The organism is Mesorhizobium sp. M1399, assembly GCF_040317735.1.
GTDB lineage: Bacteria > Pseudomonadota > Alphaproteobacteria > Rhizobiales > Rhizobiaceae > Mesorhizobium.
In genome coordinates this window covers 105,001-124,789 of sequence record NZ_JAMYKZ010000017.1, presented here as the reverse complement: position 1 = coordinate 124,789, position 19,789 = coordinate 105,001, and the positions used below count along the sequence as shown (strand labels likewise).

The following is a 19,789-nucleotide window of genomic DNA, read 5'->3' as shown; positions in this document are numbered from 1 at the left end:
CGCCCGGGCGCGGGGCCCCCCCCTGGGGGGGGGGCCGCGCCCCCCCCCCCCCGCCGGGGGGGCCCGGGCGCGGCCCCCCCCCCCCCCCCCCGGGGGGGGGGGGGGGCCCCCCGCGGCCGGCATCCCCGCGCTGACCGCAGAGGTGGAGAGCGCATCGCTGGTGCTGGAGACGCCGGCGGCACGCCTTGTCGCCCGTGGCGAGGAACGGCCCCTTCTGCTCGACGAAGTCGAAGCGCTCCTGGCGTCGGGGGCGCTGGTGGTGGATGCATGCCGCAATGTCGTGCGGGTCGCAGACACCGTCATCTCGCTGGCGACCCGCCCGGTGCTGTTCGCTGTTGCCCGCGCGCTGGCCGAAGCCTGGCCGAGGGACGTGGCAAGATCGACGCTTATTGCGCGCGCTTTCCGCGGAAAGGACGCGGACGAATCACATCGCGCGCGGTTACGGGTCGAAATCGGGCGACTTCGCGCGGAGCTTCGGAGCTTGGCCGATGTGAGCGCGACGAAGCGGGGCTTTGCCCTGGCGCCACGCCGCGCCGGCGAGGTCGTCGTGCTGGCGCCGCCCGTCGAGGACGATCATGCCGCGGTGCTCGCCTTCCTCGCCGACGGCGAGTCGTGGTCGAGCTCGGCCTTGGCGATTGCGCTTGGAGCCAGTTCGCGTACCGTGCAGCGGGCGCTCGAGCAGCTCGCCCAGTCAGGCAAGGTGCAGTCGTTCGGCCGCGGGCGGGCGCGTCGCTGGATGACCCCGCCGGTACCGGGTTTCCCGACAATCTTGTTACTCCCCGGCCCGTTGCCGGGCTACTAGGGTGGTATTATGAAACGATCCTCAGCCGAAATCCTCCGTGAATATGGACCCTTTCCGGGTGTCGACCACGTCGACGGCGTCACCTTCGACGGTGAGCATGTCTGGTTTGCGTCAGGCGACAGATTGAACGCCTTCGATCCGGCGAGCGGCAAAGTAGTGCGCTCGATCGATGTCGCGGCACACGCCGGAACGGCCTTCGACGGCCAGCACCTCTATCAGATCGCCGAGGATCGCATCCACAAGATCGATCCGAAGAATGGCCAGGTGCTGGCGTCGATCCCGGCGCCCGGCAATGGCGGTGATTCCGGGCTCGCCTGGGCCGAAGGAACACTCTGGGTCGGGCAGCACCGGGGCCGAAAGATCCATCAGGTCGATCCCGAGACAGGGGCAATCCTTCGCACCATCGTTTCCAACCGCGTCGTCACCGGGGTCAGCTGGGTCGATGGCGAGCTGTGGCATGGCACCTGGGAGGGTGAGGAGAGCGATGTCCGGCGGATCGATCCTGAAACGGGAAAGGTCCTGGAGAAGCTCGATATGCCGCCGGGAACAGGCGTGTCGGGGCTCGAATCCGATGGCGGCGACCAGTTTTTCTGTGGCGGCGGAAACAGCGGCAAGATCAGAGCTGTCCGCCGGCCCAAACGAGGCTCCGCGGCCAGGATTTGAGTTTTCCACCTTCTCGGCCGGCCCTTTTGGCCGGTTTGGTTAGCCTAGGCTCGCGATCAATTTTTCGAGCAGGCGTGCCAGCATGACCTGCTCCGGGCGTATCAGGCCGGAAAGTATCTCGTGCTCGTTGGCAACGTGCGCGGCAACCGCCTCGTCGATCAAAGCGAGGCCCTTCCGGGTCAGTTGTACGACGATGCCGCGGCGATCGTCGGGATGCGGCCCGCGCTTGATCAGGCCGGATTTCTCAAGCCGATCGAGGCGGTTGGTCATCGCGCCCGACGTCACCATCGTCGCCTCGTACAGAGCGGTCGGCGTCAGCGCGTATGGCGGCCCGGAACGACGCAGCGTCGCCAGCACATCGAATTCTCCGGATTGCAGTCCGTAACTTGCAAACAGCGGCGCCAGCCGCTCCCGCGCGATCAACGAGGCAGCCTCGTTCAACCGTCCGAGCACGGCCATCGGCGAGACATCGAGATCCGGCCGTTCCTTTTTCCACTGCTCGATCGCTTTTGCTGCGCGATCCATGTCTCTCACCGTTATGTATCTTGACGTGAAGAATCTTTACCGTATCGTACCTCAGCTTGTGGTATCGGCCAAGTGCGAACAGGCGATGGGACGGCGATGAAATTTCTCTGGGACTCGGCGCTTGGCCTTCTGGTCGTCACCGGTGGACTGCTCGGCCTGACGCTGCCGTTCGGCAAGATCGCGACGGCGGCCGGCGTCCCCGCCATGGTCTGGGCCTTCGTCATCTCGCTTGGCGCCGGCGGCGTGCTTTTGTGCGCATTGCTGCTCAACGGGCAGCGCATGCGGCTTTCGCCGCACAGGCTGCGCTATTTCTTTGTCACCGCGGCCGTCTCCTACGCAATCCCCAATCTGCTGATGTTTTCAGCCATTCCGCATCTGGGCGCCGGCTACAGCGGCATCATGTTCACGCTGTCGCCGGTCGTCACGCTGGTGTTCTCGATGCTGCTCGGGGTCAGGCGCCCGACCATGCTGGGCATCGTCGGCATAGTCGTCGGTTTCGTGGGCGCAGTCATGGTGGCCGTGACGCGCGGGGAAGCGGGCCATCCGGCCGAATTTTTCTGGGTGGCGATGGGCCTGCTCATCCCGGTCAGCCTCGCCGCCGGCAACATCTACCGCACCGTCGACTGGCCTGAAGACACCGGCCCGATCGAGCTTGCCGTCGGCAGCCATCTGGCAGCAGCCTTGATGCTGCTTGCCGGCATTCTGATCCTGCTGGGCGGCAATGCATTCGGGTCGCTCGGCGGCGTGCCGCTGGTCGCTGCGGCACAGGCGGCATCAGCCTCGGCGATGTTCGCCTTCTTCTTCCGCCTGCAAGCGGTCGGCGGCCCGGTCTATCTCAGCCAGATCGGCTATGTGGCGGCGGCGGTCGGGCTGTTTGCCGGGACGCTCTTCCTCGGCGAGCGCTATCAGTTGCTGACCTGGGCCGGTGCGGTCATCATCACCGCCGGCGTGTTCATCACCACCAAGGCGCAAAGCCAGAAGACATATGGCCAGAAGGCGTAAGCTTCAGACGGATACCTTCTCCGCCAGCACCATGTAGTTGACATCCATGTCCTTCGACCGCTGCCAGCGGTCGGCGAGCGGGCTGTAGGTGACCCCGGTGCGGTCGATGACGGTCAGGCCGGCGCCGGCAAGCGCCTTTTCGAGTTCCTCGGGGCGCACCAGCTTGCCGAACTGGTGGGTGCCGCGGGGCAGCCAGCGCAGCACATATTCGGCGCCGATGATGGCCAGGCCCAGGGCCTTCAGCGTGCGGTTGATGGTGGCGACGAACATGATGCCGCCGGGCTTGACCATCTCGCCGCATTTGGCCAGGAACAGATCGACATCGGCGACATGCTCGACCACTTCCATGTTGAGGATGACGTCGAATTTTTCGCCGGCATCGGCCAGGTCTTCCGCGGTCATGGCGCGGTAGTCAACGCTCACGCCGACTTCCGCCGCATGCAGCTTGGCCACTTCGATGTTGGTGGCGGAGGCATCGGCGCCGACCACTTCGGCGCCAAGCCGCGCCATCGGCTCGCACAAAAGCCCGCCGCCGCAGCCTATGTCGAGGAAGCGCAGGCCTTCGAACGGCCGTGCCGCACGCGGATCACGGCCGAAGCGGGCCGCCACCTGGTCACGGATATAGGCAAGCCGGATCGGGTTGAACTTATGCAGCGGGCGGAACTTGCCGTTCGGGTTCCACCATTCGGCGGCAAGGGCGGAAAATCGTTCCACCTCTCCGGCATCGATCGTCGATCGTCGGGGCTCTGGCATGGCGTGGTCTCCTCGGACGCTAGGAAGTCGGGCGCAAGGCTGCGAATGTCAAGGCGCGAAATTCACCGCCGGCAGCGCGATGCGCGTGATGCCTGACAGCACCGCCTTTTGCCGGAGGCAATTGTGTCAGCACATGTCAGTTGATGGTGTCCCGGAAGGAAACACCAATGCCCTGGCGGACGAAGCAGAGACATGGTGATCGAAGGAGTGCACAACGATGCGAACGGTTGCTTCCATTCTTTGGCGCCGGCTTGACCAGGAAGGCCACGACGCTTGCCTGCTGTCGGAAGCGAGTTCCGGGTGGAACCTCAGGGGACACGCGCTTTTCGTCCAGGACGGCAAGCCGTGCAGCATCGCCTACGAGGTGGACTGCGATACCGGCTGGCATACGCGCTCGGCGCGTGCCGACGGCTTCCTCGGCACGCAAGAGCTGCATTATGGCATCGACCGGCTTACCGAGCGCCAATGGACGCTGAACGGCGAGCATCAAGCGGAAGCCGACGGTCTCATCGATGTCGATCTCGGCTTCACGCCTGCCACAAACCTTTTGGCGCTCCGCCGTTTTGCCCTCGATGTCGGCACGGCGACGCCCGCCCCGGCGGCCTATCTGACATTTCCCGACCTGAGGCTGACGCACCTGGAACAGACCTATCAGCGCGTCGATGCAGCACACTACGCCTATGCCGCGCCGCTGTTCGGCTACAACGAGATGCTGGAGGTCTCGCCGCTCGGTTTCGTCCTCGATTATCCGCGCCTGTGGAGAGCCACGGCACTGCAGGGCTGAAGCGAGCGGCATTTGCCAACAAGCAGTGCAGGCGTGACACTGCGCTCGTGTGTCGCCTGGCCGGCAGCGGCGGCATGCCTTGCGAAACCGCGATCATTTGGCTAAGGAGGCCGCGCATTGAGCGTCCGGCCCGGTCGGACGCATTTCCGCTTTTCGGCCCTCGGTCCGGCATTCAGTCAAAGGCATTTCGCTTCCATGGCGCGCATCGTGATGAAATTCGGCGGAACGTCCGTCGCCGACATCGCCCGCATCCGCAATGTGGCGCGTCACGTCAAACGCGAGGTCGATGCCGGCCATGAGGTCGCCGTCGTGGTCTCGGCGATGGCCGGCAAGACCAACGAGCTCGTGCATTGGACGCGCGAGGCCTCGCCGATGCACGATGCGCGCGAATATGACGCCGTCGTCGCGGCCGGCGAGCAGGTCACCGCCGGCTTGCTGGCGATCGCGCTGCAGAATATCGGCGTGCATGCCCGCTCCTGGCAAGGCTGGCAGATCCCGATCAAGACCGACAACGCGCATGGCGCGGCGCGCATTCTCGATATTGACGGCGCGTTCCTGATCAAGCGCTTCGGCGAAGGCCAGGTGGCGGTGGTGGCCGGTTTCCAGGGCATCGGGCCGGACAACCGGATCGCAACGCTCGGCCGCGGCGGTTCCGATACCAGCGCTGTCGCCATCGCGGCGGCGGTCAAGGCCGACCGCTGCGACATCTACACCGATGTCGACGGGGTCTACACGACCGATCCGCGCATCGAGCCGAAGGCGCGGCGGCTGGCCAAGATTTCCTTCGAGGAAATGCTCGAAATGGCCTCGCTGGGCGCCAAGGTCCTGCAGGTGCGCTCGGTCGAGCTTGCCATGGTGCACAGGGTGCGTACCTTTGTGCGGTCGTCCTTCGACGATCCCGATGCACCCGGAATGGGGGATTTGCTCAATCCGCCGGGAACGCTTATTTGCGACGAGGAAGAGATCGTGGAACAGCAGGTCGTCACCGGAATTGCCTATGCCAAGGACGAGGCGCAGATATCGCTGCGCCGCGTCGGCGACCGGCCGGGCGTCGCCGCCGGCATTTTCGGGCCGCTCGCCGAGGCCAACATCAACGTCGACATGATCGTCCAGAACATTTCCGAGGACGGCAAGTTCACCGATATGACCTTCACCGTGCCATCCGGCGACGTCGACAAGGCGCTTGCCGTGCTCGAACGGCTGAAGGCGACGATCGGCTACGATGTGGTGCAGTCGGAAGCCGGCATGTCAAAGGTCTCGGTCATCGGCATCGGCATGCGCAGCCATGCCGGCGTCGCCGCCACCGCCTTCAAGGCGCTGGCCGACAGGTCGATCAACATCCGCGCCATTACAACGTCCGAAATCAAGATTTCGATCCTGATCGACGGTCCCTATACGGAACTAGCAGTTCGCACTTTGCATTCCGTCTACGGTCTGGATAAGCAGTAGCAGATCGAAAGTCTTGGAGCGGCCTTTATGCGTTCAATTGGACGCACGGCGCTCTAATTGAGTTGTTGCGTTTGTGCCGCTGTGCAGGGCAACCTGCACCGGCTGAAATGCTATTGGAGAAGAAGCCGCGATGCGTGATTCGGCCAGTGGCCCGCGCGTTTTGCTGAAACGGCTCCGCGAGCTCATGCAAGAGCCGCTGGAGCCGCAGGAGCGGCTTGACCGGATCGTGCGCGACATCGCCTCCAACATGGTTGCCGAGGTCTGCTCGCTCTATGTGCTGCGCGCCGATTCGGTGCTCGAGCTCTACGCCACCGAAGGCCTGAACCCGAACGCCGTCCACCTGGCGCAGCTCAGGCTGGGTCAAGGCCTGGTCGGCACGATCGCGGCCTCGGCGCGGCCGCTCAACCTTTCCAATGCACAGGAGCATCCTGCCTTCGCCTACCTGCCGGAGACCGGGGAAGAAATCTACAATTCCTTCCTCGGCGTGCCGGTGCTGAGGGCAGGGCGGACGCTCGGCGTCCTGGTCGTGCAGAACAAGACCATGCGCCATTATCGAGACGACGAGGTCGAGGCGCTGGAAACGACGGCGATGGTGATCGCCGAGATGATCGCCACCGGCGATCTGGAGCGGCTGACGCGCCCCGGCCTCGAGCTCGATCTGCGTCGCCCGGTAAGCTTTACCGGCCTGTCCTTCAATGAAGGCGTCGGGCTCGGCCATGTGGTGCTGCACGAGCCGCGCATTGTCGTCACCAACCTGTTCAACGAGGACAGCGAGGAGGAGGTCAGGCGGCTCGACGCGTCCCTCGGCTCGCTCAGGCTCTCCATCGACGACATGCTGGAGCGCCGCGACGTCGCCTTCGAGGGCGAGCATCGCCAGGTGCTCGAAGCCTATCGCATGTTCGCCAACGACCGTGGCTGGGTACGCCGGCTGGAGGAGGCGATCCGCAACGGCCTGACGGCCGAAGCGGCGGTCGAAAAGGTGCAGAGCGACATGCGTGCCCGCATGCTGCACATGACCGATCCGTATCTGCGCGAACGGATGAGCGATTTCGACGATCTCGCCAACCGGTTGCTGCGGCAGCTTATGGGGCGCGGACCGGAGGACGTCGCGGCCTCGCTGCCCAAGGACGCCATTATCGTCGCCCGCTCGATGGGTGCTGCCGAGCTGCTTGACTATCCCAGAGACAAGCTGCGCGGACTGGTGCTGGAGGACGGCGCGGCGACCAGCCATGTCGTCATCGTGGCCCGTGCGATGGGCATACCGGTCGCCGGCCAGATGAAGGGCGCCGTTTCCATGGCGGAAAACGGCGATGCCATCATCGTCGACGGCGAGGAAGGCGCGATCCATCTGCGCCCGCAGCCCGACCTCGAGGCGGCCTATGCCGAGAAAGTGCGCTTCAGGGCGCGGCGGCAGGAGGTCTACCGCGAGCTGCGCAAGAAGCCGTCGGTGACCAAGGACGGTGTCCAGGTCGATCTTCTGATGAATGCCGGGCTGGCGGTCGACCTGCCGCAACTGGCCGAAGCTGGCGCGGCCGGCATCGGCCTGTTCCGCACCGAGCTGCAATTCATGGTCGCCGCGACTTTTCCGCGCGCCGAAGCGCAGGAGCGGCTCTATCGCGACGTGCTCGAGGCGGCGCGCGGCAAGCCGGTGACGTTCCGCACCATCGATATCGGCGGCGACAAGGTGCTGCCCTATTTCAAGGGGTCGATCCAGGAGGAGAACCCGGCGCTCGGCTGGCGCGCCATCCGCCTGACGCTCGACCGGCCCGGCCTGCTGCGCACCCAGATCCGCGCACTGCTCAAGGCGTGCGGCGGGCGCGAACTGAAGCTGATGCTGCCAATGGTGACGGAACTCGGCGAGATCGTGCAGGCGCGCGAGATCATCGATCGCGAGGTGCGGCATTTGTCGCGCTTTGCCCATCATTTGCCGACCAGCCTCAAGGTGGGCGCGATGCTGGAGGTGCCGTCGCTGCTGTTCCAGCTCGACGAGTTGATGAAGGCGGTCGATTTCGTCTCGGTCGGCTCGAACGATCTGTTCCAGTTCGTCATGGCGGTGGATCGCGGCAACACCCAATTGTCCGACCGCTTCGACCCGCTCTCGACGCCGTTCCTGCGTGTTTTGAAGAAAATTGCCGACGCCGGAGCGCGCAACCATACGCCGGTGACCCTGTGCGGCGAACTTGCCGGCAAGCCGATTTCGGCGATGGCGCTGATCGGCCTTGGCTACCGCTCGATCTCGATGTCGCCGGCTTCGATCGGCCCGGTCAAGGCGATGCTGACGGAACTGCCGCTCAGCGAACTGGAAGCGTTCTTCGACAACAATCTGATGGCGCCGGCGCAAGGCCTGCCGATGCGGGCGCTGCTGCAAGCCTTTGCCGACGACCGCTCCATACCGTTGTAGACTTCGCCATGATCAACCTGCCCCGCGACCGTATGGACCAAGTCGTCAAGCGTTTCGACATGCTCGAAGCGCAGATGTCGGCCGGGCCGGCGGCGGACGCCTATGTCAGGATGGCCTCCGAATATGCCGACATCCAGGAGATGGTGGCAAAGATCAGGGCGCTACGCGCCGCCGAGCGCGAACAGGCCGATCTGGAGGCGATGCTCGCCGACAAGGGCACCGACGCCGAGATGCGGGCCTTGGCCGAGGCCGATCTGCCAGGGGTCAAGCATCGCATCGAGGCGCTGCAGCAGGACATCCAAATCCTGCTGTTGCCAAGGGATGCCGCCGACGAAAAGAACGCCATTCTCGAAATCCGCGCCGGCACCGGCGGTGACGAGGCGGCACTTTTCGCCGGCGACCTATTTCGCATGTACGAGCGCTATGCCGCGGCGCATGGCTGGCGTTTCGAGACGGTGTCGGCCAGCGAGGGCGAGGTCGGCGGCTACAAGGAAATCATAGCCACCGTTTCGGGCAAGGGCGTCTTTGCGCATCTGAAATTCGAATCCGGCGTGCACCGCGTGCAGCGCGTGCCGACGACGGAGGCGGGCGGGCGCATCCATACCTCGGCGGCGACGGTCGCGGTGTTGCCGGAAGCGGAAGAGGTCGATATCGACATCAGGGCCGAAGACATCCGCATCGACACGATGCGCGCCTCGGGTTCCGGCGGCCAGCACGTCAACACCACCGATTCGGCCGTGCGCATCACCCATCTGCCGACCGGCATCATGGTGGTGCAGGCGGAAAAGTCGCAGCACCAGAACCGGGCGAAGGCCATGCAGATCCTGCGCGCCAGGCTCTACGACCTCGAGCGCAGCAAGGCGGACGAGGAACGCTCCGAATCGCGCAAGTCGCAGGTCGGCTCGGGCGACCGCTCGGAACGCATCCGCACCTATAATTTTCCGCAAGGGCGCGTCACCGATCATCGCATCAACCTGACGCTCTACAAGCTCGACCGGGTGATGATGGGTGAGCTTGACGAGATCATCGACGCGCTGATCGCCGATCACCAGTCGAAGCTGCTCGCCGATATCGGCCTCGATGGCTGACGGCCTGCCCGGCACGCTCGCCTCACTGTTGCGGGAGGCGCGAAACCGGCTTACCGCGGCCGGGATCGCGGATCCGGCGCTCGATGCCAGGCTGATCGTCGAGCATTTTTCCGGCACGACCCGCACGCAGGCCATCGCCGATCCCGAGCAAACCGTCGATGCGGGCGTGAGGACAGCGATCGATGCCGCCTTGCGACGGCGTATCGCCGGCGAGCCGGTGCACCGCATCCTCGGCTATCGCGAATTCTACGGCTTGCGCCTGTCGCTTTCGCCGCAAACGCTGGAACCCCGGCCGGATACCGAAACGCTGGTCGAGGCTATACTGCCCTTCGTCAAGACAATGGCGGCACGTGAAGGCGGCTGCCGCATCCTCGATCTCGGCACCGGCACCGGTGCCATCGCGCTGGCGCTGCTCAGCGCCGTTCCCGCCGCGACCGCCACCGGCGTCGACATTTCGCGAGAGGCGCTGGTCACGGCCATGCGTAATGCCGGGGAATTGGGGCTCGCCGACCGGTTCACGGCGCTCAAATCCGACTGGTTTGAAAAAGTTTCTGGCCGGTACCATGTAATTGTCGCAAACCCTCCCTATATACCCTCAGACGACATTGGAAATCTGCAGGACGAGGTCCGCGGTTTCGATCCACGCCAGGCCTTGGATGGCGGCGTGGACGGTCTGAGCCCCTACAGGAAGATCGCCGCAGGAGCGGCAGCCTATTTGGAACTCCAAGGCAGGATTGCGGTCGAGATCGGCCATACGCAGCACCAACAGGTTACGGGGATATTCTCCGCGGCCGGGTACTGTCCGGTCGGGGTGTTTCGTGATCTCGGCGGAAACGACAGAGTTCTTGTGTTCGAACGGTGGAAGCCGTGATGCAGTGCGAAAAAAGCGCTTGGCAATACCGGGGAATGCGGCTAGGGTCGCCTTAACCGGATGAGACGAAGCAGGCAGTGCTCTTAGCGATTCGGTTTTCCTTGGAAATAGCTGCCTTCTTGCGCAAACGACGCCCAAGCTTCGTGCGGGAATCGTCCGGCAAGTGAAGTAACCGGAACAGGATGGCACGTGGCGCCAACGCAATTGATGCGGGCGAACGCCGGTGAAGGAACGAAACGGCTGGCCGCATGAGCGCCTCCGTTCGTGAAGAGTTTTTCGAAAATTTCAAAGTGAAGAGAGTCTAATGAGGCCACAACAGCAAAACAGGCGCATGCGCGGTCGCAACAACAATGGCGGCGGCGGCAACAACAATAACAACAACAACAACCGTAAGGGGCCGAATCCCCTGACGCGCAACTATGAGAGCAACGGTCCGGACGTGAAGATCCGCGGATCGGCTCAGCAGATTGCCGAGAAGTACGCAACCCTTGCCCGTGACGCGCAAAGCTCCGGCGACCGGGTGATGGCGGAAAACTATCTCCAGCATGCAGAGCACTATAACCGCATCATCGCAGCCGCTCAGGCACAGATGCCGATCCAGAACGCGCAGCAGAATCGAGATGATTTCGACGATGACGGCGACGAGGATCGCGATGAGTTCGACAATGCCGGCAACAACAATGCCAACGAGGCCTCGGCTTCGGCCAATCACGGTGCCGGCCCGCAGCCGGTCATCGATGGCACGCCGGCCGAGCTGGCTCTGAACCAGGAAAACAGCCGCGACAATCGGGGCGGCCGCGACAACAATGGCGGACGCCACCGCGACCGTCGCCCCAATGGCGGTTACGGCCAGAACGGCCAGCGCGGCGAATATGGCGCGCGCGGCGAGCAGCAGGGTGGTCAGCGCGTCGAACAGCCACGGCGCGACGAGACGCCGGCGCAGGCAGAGCCCGTGCCGGCCGCTGAGCCGGTCTTTGTGAGCGAGCCCGCACCGCAATTCGAAAACCTTTCGCCGGCGGGTCTCGCCGCCCAGGCCGAGCTCAACGAAGCCGCGGCCGAAAACAGCCCGGCCCGCCGCCCCAGGCGTCCGCGTCGTCCGCGCCTCGATGTCGAACAGGCAAATGGCGGCAACGACAATGCCGGCCCTGACAGTTCCGGCCCTGACAGTGCCGAAACTGGCAATGTCGATGCGGCGCCGGCTGAAGACGCCGGCGGTCAACCTACTATTGCCGACGTCGAGAATTGATCGAAGAAACGTTCAGGCGATCTTAGCGCATCCTTTACCCTGGACGGCGGAGAGAAATCTCCGCCGTTTTTGTTTTGCGCGCTCGGAATATTATGCGTTCGCCAGTGTCGAGGCGTCTTGAGGGTCCGTGGTTTGCGTCCCATATCTTGCGTGAACAGGATCCGGCTCGAACGGGCGGGTCCGTCACCGCAATCTGATCCGGTGCCGCGAAGCGGGCCGGTGACGGAAGGAGACAGGCATGAATCTTGAAAAATATTCCGAGCGCGTGCGTGGCTTTATCCAGTCCGCGCAAACCATGGCGCTTTCCCGCAGCCACCAGCAATTCACCCCCGAGCATATTCTTAAGGTCCTTGTCGACGACGACGAGGGCCTGGCTGCGTCGCTGATCGAGCGCGCCGGCGGCAATGTCCGTGACGTCAAGCTCGGCGTCGAAACGGCACTGGAGGCAATGCCCAAGGTCGAGGGCGGCAATGGCCAGCTCTATTTGGCGCAGCCGCTGGCAAAGGTGTTCTCGACCGCCGAGGAACTGGCCAAGAAGGCCGGTGACAGCTTCGTTACCGTCGAACGGCTTTTGCAGGCGCTTGCCATGGAAAAGTCGGCCAAGACCGCCGACATCCTGTCCAAGGCGGGTGTCACGCCGCAGGCGCTGAACCAGGTCATCAACGACGTACGCAAAGGTCGCACCGCCGATTCGGCGAGCGCCGAGCAGGGCTACGACGCGCTGAAGAAATACGCGCGCGACCTGACGGCGGACGCCCGCGCGGGCAAGCTCGATCCGGTCATCGGCCGTGATGACGAAATTCGCCGCACCATCCAGGTGCTGTCGCGCCGCACCAAGAACAACCCGGTGCTGATCGGCGAACCCGGCGTCGGCAAGACGGCGATCGCCGAAGGGCTGGCGCTGCGCATCGTCAATGGCGATGTGCCGGAATCGCTCAAGGACAAGCAGCTGATGGCGCTCGACATGGGGTCGCTGATCGCCGGCGCCAAATACCGCGGCGAGTTCGAGGAGCGGCTGAAGGCGGTGCTTTCCGAAGTCACGTCTGCGGCCGGCGGCATCATCCTGTTCATCGACGAGATGCACACCCTGGTCGGCGCCGGCAAGGCGGATGGCGCCATGGATGCGTCGAACCTGCTGAAGCCGGCGCTGGCCCGCGGCGAGCTGCACTGCGTCGGCGCCACCACGCTCGACGAATACCGCAAGCATGTCGAGAAGGATGCGGCCCTTGCCCGCCGCTTCCAGCCGGTCTTCGTCAATGAGCCGACGGTCGAAGACACCGTCTCGATCCTGCGCGGCCTGAAAGAGAAATACGAGCAGCACCACAAAGTGCGCATCTCGGATTCGGCGCTGGTCGCGGCCGCTACGCTGTCAAACCGCTACATCGCCGACCGCTTCTTGCCGGACAAGGCGATCGATCTCGTCGACGAGGCCGCCTCGCGGCTCAGGATGCAGGTCGATTCGAAGCCCGAGGCGCTGGACGAGATCGATCGCCGCATCATGCAGCTCAAGATCGAGCGCGAGGCGCTCAAGGTCGAGAAGGACGATGCCTCGAAGGACCGGCTCGCCCGGCTTGAGAAGGAACTCTCGAACCTCGAGGAGGAATCGACCGAGCTGACCTCGAAGTGGCAGGCCGAGAAGCAGAAGCTCGGGCTTGCCGCCGACCTCAAGAAGCAGCTCGACGAGGCGCGCAACGAACTTGCCATTGCGCAGCGCAAGGGCGAATTCCAGCGCGCCGGCGAACTTGCCTATGGCAAGATCCCGGAACTCGAAAAGCAGCTGAAGCAGGCTGAAGCCAGGGATGGCAAGGCCGGCATGGTCGAGGAAGTGGTCGGCCCCGATCACGTCGCTCATATCGTGTCGCGCTGGACGGGGATCCCGGTCGACAAGATGCTGGAAGGCGAACGCGACAAGCTGTTGCGCATGGAAGACGAGGTCGGCAAGCGCGTCGTCGGCCAGGGTGAGGCGGTGCAGGCGGTGTCGAAAGCGGTGCGCCGTGCGCGCGCCGGCCTGCAGGACCCGAACCGGCCGCTCGGCTCGTTCATGTTCCTCGGACCGACGGGCGTCGGCAAGACCGAATTGACCAAGGCACTGGCCAGCTTCCTGTTCGACGACGAGAGCGCCATGGTGCGCATCGACATGTCGGAGTTCATGGAGAAGCACTCGGTCGCCCGGCTGATCGGCGCGCCCCCCGGCTATGTCGGGTATGAGGAAGGCGGCGCGCTGACCGAAGCGATCCGGCGGCGGCCCTATCAGGTCGTGCTGTTCGACGAGATCGAGAAGGCGCATCCGGACGTGTTCAACGTGCTGCTGCAGGTGCTCGACGACGGCCGGCTGACCGACGGGCAGGGCCGTACGGTCGACTTCCGCAACACGCTGATCATCATGACGTCCAACCTCGGCGCCGAATATCTGGTCAATCTCGGCGAGGACCAGGATGTCGACGTGGTGCGCGACGAGGTGATGAATGTGGTCAGGGCTTCGTTCCGGCCGGAATTCCTCAACCGCATCGACGAGGTGATCCTGTTCCACCGGCTGCGCCGGCAGGATATGGGCCGCATCGTCGAAATCCAGCTCAAGCGGCTGGAAAACCTGCTTGTCGACCGCAAGATCGCGCTTTCGCTCGATCAGGAGGCGATCGACTGGCTGGCGGCCAAGGGTTACGACCCGGCCTATGGCGCGCGGCCGCTGAAGCGGGTAATGCAGAAGGAATTGCAGGATCCGCTGGCGGAAAAGATCCTGCTCGGCGAGATCCTCGACGGCTCGACCGTCAAGGTCACCGCCGGGTCCGACCGGCTGAACTTCCGCTCGAAGCCGGCGGTCGTGGCAACCGAGGCGGCCGCCTGACTTCAAGCCAAAGCCTGTTCCATCCCGATGGAATCGGGATGGGCTCCTCTCTTCTTTTTTGACCATGATCTCATGGTCTACCATCATTGGCGGGGCGCAGATGACGCTGGACGATTATAACAGCTTCTGCGCCTCGCTGCCTTCGACGACCCATGTCGTGCAGTGGGGCGGCGCCCATGTCTGGAAAGTCGGCGGCAAGGTGTTTGCAATCGGCGGCTGGAGTGAAGGCAAAGAGCCGTTCGTCACCTTCAAATGCTCCGATATCGCCTATGACGTGCTGAGGGAACAGCCGGGCCTTCGGCCGGCACCCTATCTCGCCTCGCGCGGCATGAAATGGATCCAGCGCCAGACAGGCGAAAGCATGGATGATGAGGCGTTGAAGGATAATCTACGCGAAAGCCACCGTCTCGTCGCGCTGAAGCTGACGAAGCAGGCGCGCAAGGAATTGGGACTTGCTGCCGGTTAATCGGTCAGAAATCCGCCATCTTCATGCCCGGTTCATATTGGAACCTTATCGTACGCAAGTGATTTGCTGGCGAAGGGGTTCGCGACCACATCGGCCCGAAATCGAGTTTGATTTTCGCAAAGCACGATGCGGAGATTTAAAGCGTTAGAGTGTCCTTAAGCCCCAAAAGGACGCGCGGCGCTCTTGAGAGACAATGCCGGCGGCGGCAGTTACGGACCGGAGAATTTTGGCCACCATGTTGCGCACCATCTTCACCCTTTCAGCGCTTGCTGCCGGGCTGCTGGCTTCGAATACGATGGCATCGCCGATAGTGGATACTGCGCCACGGGTGGGTCGTGCTGCCGATGACGGCGGCATTCTTGTCGCCCAGAACGGCAATCTCGACATCTATTACGACGCCAGGGGAAACCGCGTCATCGTCGATGCGGAGACCGGCAAGGTTATCGCCATCCAGCCGCCGCAGACCAGGCTCGATCGCCGTGCCTTGCGCCGCGAGCGCCTGCGCAATCTCGGACCGGTCGAAGACGACCGCTATTATCTTGACGACACGGAGGACACGGCGCGGTTCCGCCGCAGGCAATTGGAAGACGAAGGCAGGGTCATCGTGCCGCCGGCTGACGAGTACGACCCCTATGGCGACAATTCGGCAGAAGTCTTCCCCGAAGCGCCGCGGGATGACGGCGGCTATAACAACAATTTTCCGGAGGCAGCGCAGCCGGTGAAGCCGCGCACCATTGAGCGCCAGCCGCTCAATGAGGCTTCGATCGAGCCGGTCGAACCGACAGTGCCGGGCGAGCAGGCGGCCTTGCCGCCAAACACCGCCTTGCCGCCAAGCACTGGCGGCAAAACCGCGGTCGACCCGTCGTTATCGCTTGGCGCCCGCCAGGACGTGGCGGCGCTGCAGGTGCTGCTCGACCGTGCCGGTTCTTCGCCAGGCGTCATCGACGGACGCTTCGGCTCGAATGTCGACAAGGCGCTTGCCGCCTATAACGAGATCACCGGCAGCAATCTGAAATCGACCGACGCGATCGGCATCCAGGCCGCCCTGGCGCAATCCGGTGGCGATGCCTTCGCCTCCTATACGATCACGCCCGAGGATGCGGCCGGCCCCTATGTCGCCTCGATACCGGAGGACTACAGCCAAAAGGCCCAGCTCGACCGCATGGGCTACACGTCGGTGCCCGAGGCGCTGGCCGAGCGCTTCCATATGGATGAAAACTATCTAAAGTCGCTCAATCCGGACGCCAATTTCAGCCGCCCCGGCACCATCATCAAGGTCGCCAATTTCGGCAGGCTGGTGGCGACGCCGGTGGCGCGCATCATCGCCGACAAGGCCAACAAGCAGGTCCGCGCTTATGATGCGGCGGGCAAGCTGGTCGCGGCCTATCCGGCGACCATCGGCTCGTCGGACACGCCGTCGCCGTCCGGCACGCATACGGTGTCGCGTGTCGCATTGGACCCGAATTACACCTACAATCCGAACATCAATTTCAAGCAGGGCGAAAACGACCGGATCCTGACCATCCCGCCGGGGCCGAACGGCCCGGTCGGCTCGGTCTGGATTGCGCTGGACAAGCCGACCTACGGCATTCACGGCACCCCGGATCCGTCCAAGATCGGCAAGACCGAAAGCCATGGCTGCGTGCGGCTGACCAATTGGGACGCGCGCGAGCTGGCCAAGATCGTGTCGCCCGGCGTCACGGTGGAGTTCGTCGACTGAGTTGAGCGTTTTTGCTCCACTCACCCGATGATCTTGCGCAGCAATGGCGCGCGTAGCGCCGCCGCATAGGTCAGCTGCACCACCAGGATGAAGCCGACGCTGAGCAGCGGGCTGACCAGGCAGAGTGCAGCGCCGATCGCCCACAGGATCTGCGCCTTGACGATGCGCAGATAGACCGTTCGGGTGGTCTCCGCGTCGACGCCTTCGGCAAGGAAGCCGTTTTTGTCCGCATAGCGCCAACTGGCGAGTAGCGTCAGGCCCAGCATCAAAAGATTGAGCCAGTAAACGAGCACGGCGGTTCTGAATTCGAGGAAGTCGGCCAAAAGATCGGTCGAGAATGGCAGCAAGGCGACGAACCCCAGGAAACAAAGGTTCAGCGTGGCAAGCCGCCTGTCGGACTTCGCGACCAGCCCGTGCTGCGCCTGCTGGCCGAACCAGAAGATGGTCAGCGTCAGGAAGCTGAGCGCATAGGTCAGAAAACGCGGCGCCAGTGCTGTGACCGCGGCGATCAACTCGTTTTCGGAATGCACCGTTTCATGCGCTGGCACCCTGATCTCGAGAACGATCAGGGTGAGCGCGATGGCGAACACGCCGTCGGTGATGCCGACGACGCGCCCACGTCCTTCCGCCGAGGGTTCGAGCGGTCGTTTCATGCGGGTATTTTCCCCCTTGCCAGTCGCGCTGCAAGAAGCTTAGCACGGCATCGGCCGTTTGCACCCGCACTGGCGTGGTCCTGCCTGCATGGCCAGGTTCGGGCTGGTTTCAACGAGAACAGCCTGCTGGCCGGTTGTCGCTGGCCCCCCGGCGGTCTAGGTAAGGCAGCATGCACACGCCAACCAAAGTCGGTACCGGCGCCGTTCCCCTGACCGGCTCACTTCCGTCCGATACGTTTTGCCCGCAGGCGCAGCGGCGGTTCGTGCTGATCGCGGCGATCCTGGCTTCCGCACTCGGCTTTATCGACGGATCGGTCCTGGCTATTGCGACGCCGGCGATCCGCGTCGACCTCGGCGCCAGCCTCGCCGAGGCGCAATGGATTTCCAATGCCTATGCATTGACGCTTTCAGCCCTCATTCTCGTCGGCGGCGCCGCTGGCGATCGCTTCGGCCTGCGCCACTCCTTCGTCGCCGGCATCGTCCTGTTCATCGCCGCCTCGCTTGCCTGCGCGTTGGCGCCTAACCCGGCGGTGCTTATTGCGTTTCGGGCTATCCAGGGTGTTGGAGCGGCCGTCATGGTGCCGGGCAGCCTGGCCATTATCGCCAAAGCCTATCCGAAAAAGGAACGCGGCCGGGCGATCGGCATCTGGGCGGCGGCATCAGCGCTGACGATGGCGCTCGGTCCGGTGCTGGGCGGCTTCGTGCTGTCGGCCTTCGGCGACGGCATCTGGCGGGCGATCTTCGCCATCAACCTGCCGCTCGGTCTTATCTCGATCTATCTTCTGCTGGCCAAGGTTCCCGCCGACGCGCCGGCGGAAAAGCGCAGCCTCGATCTCGGCGGCGCAGCACTCGCCATATCGGCGTTCGGAGCGCTCGCTTACGGCCTGACCTCGATGAGCGGTGACGGGGAGGGGCTGATGTCCGGCCCGAGTATTGCCGCCGGCGCAGTTTTGCTCGTCGTGTTCATAGTCTTCGAACGCCAGCGGCGCGAGCCGATGATCGACCTATCGCTGTTTCGGATTGGGGCGTTTGCGGGCGCCAATGTGGCGACCTTCTTCCTTTATTTCGCGCTGTCGGCCAATCTGTTCTATCTGCCGATGCTCATGATCGCCGGATGGGGGCTGAGCACGGCCGAGGTCGGCTTCATCTTCCTGCCGCTGTCGGCATTGATCGCGCTGCTGTCCGGGCCGGTCGGCCAGTGGTCCGACCGCATCGGGCCTCGCTTTCCGATCGCCAGCGGCAGTCTGGTGGTGGCTGTTGCCTTTGCCGGGCTTGCCTTGCTGGCCTATTGGGGCATCCACAATTTCTGGTTGGGGGTGTTCCCGCTGATGGCGCTGATGGGGTTCGGCATGGCGCTGGTGGTGTCGCCGCTCTCGACCGCCATCATGACGGCGGTCGAGGACAAGGATACGGGTGCGGCCTCGGGCATCAACAACGCCGTCTCGCGCATCGGCGGCCTGATTGCCGTGGCGGCGATGGGATCGCTGGCGGCCTGGGTCTACGCTGCCGTGCTCGGCACCGGTGCCGGCATTCCGGGTTTCGGCGAACCGGCGCCCGCCGGCCTGGCGCCCGGTCTCGATGCGGCACGGCTTGCCGCCAGCGACGCGGCATTCGCGGCCGTTGCCGCAGTGACCGCGCTGCTTTGCCTGCTTTCGGCAATCACCGCCTGGATGACGGTTTCCGGCGAGCGGCTGCCATGGGCGCGCGACACGGCGAATCAGCAGGGCTGACGACGAAAACGTCGGCTCAGCCTTCGATCTTGGCGCTCGCTACCTTCAGCTGATTGCTGTCTTCCTGCTTGAGCAGGTCGTCGATGCGTTCGCGCTCGCGCTTGAAGGCGACGAGGTCGTCGCCTTTCAGCGTTTTGCCGACCGGCAGGCGGACGCGCATCGAATCGACCTTGGTGCCGTTGACGATCAGTTCGTAATGAAGATGCGGACCGGTGGAGAGGCCGGTTGAGCCGAGATAGCCGATAACCTGACCTTGGCGAACGCGAACACCCGGCTCAATGCCCTTGGCAAAGGCGCTCTGGTGATTGTAGGACGTCTCGTAACCATTGGCGTGCCGCAGGATGATCTGCTTGCCATAGCCGCCAGCCCAGCCGGCCTTTTCGACGACGCCGTTGCCCGCGGCAATTATCGGCGAGCCCACCGGAGCTGCCCAGTCGGTGCCGGTATGCATTTTCACATACCCCAAAATGGGGTGGCGCCTGGCACCGAACCCCGACGTAAACCTGCCATTGGGCAAGGGATTGCGAAGCAGAAACTGCTGGGCGCTGCTGCCGTTTTCGTCGAAATAGTCGGTGCTGCCGTCCTGCATCTGGAAACGGTAGAAATTTCGCGTCGTGCCGCCGAAAGTCGCGGAGACGTAAAGCAGCTCGGATTCGTCGGACGCCTGGTCGTCGCCATCGGGCTGCGAGAACAGCACCTCGATGCGATCCGTGGGACTGAGGCGCGACTGGAAATCGACACCGGATGCCAGCAACTTGATCAGCCGCTGCGTCATCGCCTTGGACATGCCG

Annotated in this window: 16 protein-coding genes and 1 pseudogene (1 of these 17 cut by a window edge); 13 read left to right on the top strand and 4 right to left on the bottom strand. The window is 64.1% G+C overall.

Translation table 11 applies throughout. From position 1 onward, the window contains the following. Positions 1–112: 112 nt before the first annotated feature. Together NKH05_RS26290 and NKH05_RS26285 are read left to right on the top strand one after the other, a co-directional pair. Positions 113–802 (top strand): annotated as a pseudogene (locus tag NKH05_RS26290) (winged helix-turn-helix domain-containing protein); the annotation flags it as partial. A gap of 9 nt (positions 803–811) precedes the next feature. Beyond that, on the top strand, positions 812–1,465 hold the full coding sequence (locus NKH05_RS26285; protein ID WP_023722289.1) for a Vgb family protein: 654 nt from the start codon (positions 812–814) through the stop codon (positions 1,463–1,465). A gap of 39 nt (positions 1,466–1,504) precedes the next feature. Here the strand turns inward: NKH05_RS26285 and NKH05_RS26280 are convergent, their stop codons facing one another. Then, positions 1,505–1,990, bottom strand: a complete 486-nt coding sequence (locus NKH05_RS26280; RefSeq protein ID WP_023722290.1) for a MarR family winged helix-turn-helix transcriptional regulator — start codon at positions 1,988–1,990, stop codon at positions 1,505–1,507. Positions 1,991–2,086: 96 nt separating this feature from the next. On the opposite strand from NKH05_RS26280, the gene NKH05_RS26275 reads away from it, so the two are divergent. Beyond that, positions 2,087–2,992 (top strand): DMT family transporter, encoded by a 906-nt coding sequence (locus NKH05_RS26275; RefSeq protein ID WP_352549711.1) that lies wholly within the window; start codon positions 2,087–2,089, stop codon positions 2,990–2,992. A gap of 3 nt (positions 2,993–2,995) precedes the next feature. Here NKH05_RS26275 and ubiG read toward each other — a convergent pair whose 3' ends face one another. After that, on the bottom strand, positions 2,996–3,745 hold the full coding sequence (gene ubiG / locus NKH05_RS26270) for a bifunctional 2-polyprenyl-6-hydroxyphenol methylase/3-demethylubiquinol 3-O-methyltransferase UbiG (protein WP_023722292.1): 750 nt from the start codon (positions 3,743–3,745) through the stop codon (positions 2,996–2,998). A 217-nt stretch (positions 3,746–3,962) separates the two neighbouring features. Here ubiG and NKH05_RS26265 point away from each other — a divergent pair, with 217 nt between their 5' ends. From NKH05_RS26265 to NKH05_RS26225, 9 genes are all read left to right on the top strand, one after another. Further along, on the top strand, positions 3,963–4,529 hold the full coding sequence (locus NKH05_RS26265; RefSeq protein ID WP_023722293.1) for a putative glycolipid-binding domain-containing protein: 567 nt from the start codon (positions 3,963–3,965) through the stop codon (positions 4,527–4,529). Between the two features lie 195 nt (positions 4,530–4,724). Then, a complete protein-coding gene (locus tag NKH05_RS26260; RefSeq protein ID WP_352496390.1) occupies positions 4,725–5,978 on the top strand; it encodes an aspartate kinase in 1,254 nt (417 codons plus the stop codon). A gap of 130 nt (positions 5,979–6,108) precedes the next feature. Beyond that, complete coding sequence (ptsP, locus tag NKH05_RS26255) at positions 6,109–8,379, top strand: phosphoenolpyruvate--protein phosphotransferase (RefSeq protein WP_353026392.1); 2,271 nt, start codon at positions 6,109–6,111, stop codon at positions 8,377–8,379. 8 nt (positions 8,380–8,387) lie between these two features. Then, a complete protein-coding gene (gene prfA, locus NKH05_RS26250; RefSeq protein WP_352857473.1) occupies positions 8,388–9,467 on the top strand; it encodes a peptide chain release factor 1 in 1,080 nt (359 codons plus the stop codon). Next, positions 9,460–10,338 (top strand): peptide chain release factor N(5)-glutamine methyltransferase, encoded by an 879-nt coding sequence (gene prmC, locus NKH05_RS26245; RefSeq protein WP_352857471.1) that lies wholly within the window; start codon positions 9,460–9,462, stop codon positions 10,336–10,338. Before prfA ends, prmC begins: the two co-directional genes overlap by 8 nt. A gap of 331 nt (positions 10,339–10,669) precedes the next feature. Further along, positions 10,670–11,584 carry a DUF4167 domain-containing protein gene (locus tag NKH05_RS26240; RefSeq protein WP_353026391.1) on the top strand — a complete coding sequence of 305 codons (915 nt, stop codon included), beginning with the start codon at positions 10,670–10,672 and terminating at the stop codon, positions 11,582–11,584. Between the two features lie 238 nt (positions 11,585–11,822). Next, positions 11,823–14,429, top strand: coding sequence for an ATP-dependent chaperone ClpB (gene clpB / locus NKH05_RS26235; protein ID WP_352483554.1), 2,607 nt, complete (start codon positions 11,823–11,825; stop codon positions 14,427–14,429). Between the two features lie 100 nt (positions 14,430–14,529). Then, positions 14,530–14,895, top strand: a complete 366-nt coding sequence (locus NKH05_RS26230) for an MmcQ/YjbR family DNA-binding protein (RefSeq protein WP_352857469.1) — start codon at positions 14,530–14,532, stop codon at positions 14,893–14,895. Positions 14,896–15,130: 235 nt separating this feature from the next. Further along, positions 15,131–16,615: a L,D-transpeptidase family protein gene (locus NKH05_RS26225; RefSeq protein ID WP_352857467.1), complete on the top strand. Its 1,485-nt coding sequence runs from the start codon at positions 15,131–15,133 to the stop codon at positions 16,613–16,615. A gap of 20 nt (positions 16,616–16,635) precedes the next feature. Here the strand turns inward: NKH05_RS26225 and NKH05_RS26220 are convergent, their stop codons facing one another. Then, positions 16,636–17,268 (bottom strand): TMEM175 family protein, encoded by a 633-nt coding sequence (locus NKH05_RS26220; RefSeq protein WP_352857465.1) that lies wholly within the window; start codon positions 17,266–17,268, stop codon positions 16,636–16,638. Positions 17,269–17,438: 170 nt separating this feature from the next. Between NKH05_RS26220 and NKH05_RS26215 the strand changes: the two genes are divergently transcribed. After that, on the top strand, positions 17,439–18,998 hold the full coding sequence (locus tag NKH05_RS26215; protein ID WP_353026389.1) for an MFS transporter: 1,560 nt from the start codon (positions 17,439–17,441) through the stop codon (positions 18,996–18,998). Positions 18,999–19,014: 16 nt separating this feature from the next. Here NKH05_RS26215 and NKH05_RS26210 read toward each other — a convergent pair whose 3' ends face one another. Next, positions 19,015–19,789 carry the end of a M23 family metallopeptidase gene (locus NKH05_RS26210; RefSeq protein WP_353026388.1) on the bottom strand. 1,184 nt of this gene lie beyond the right edge of the window, so the window shows 775 of its 1,959 coding nt (coding positions 1,185–1,959); the start codon falls outside the window, past its right edge; its stop codon occupies positions 19,015–19,017.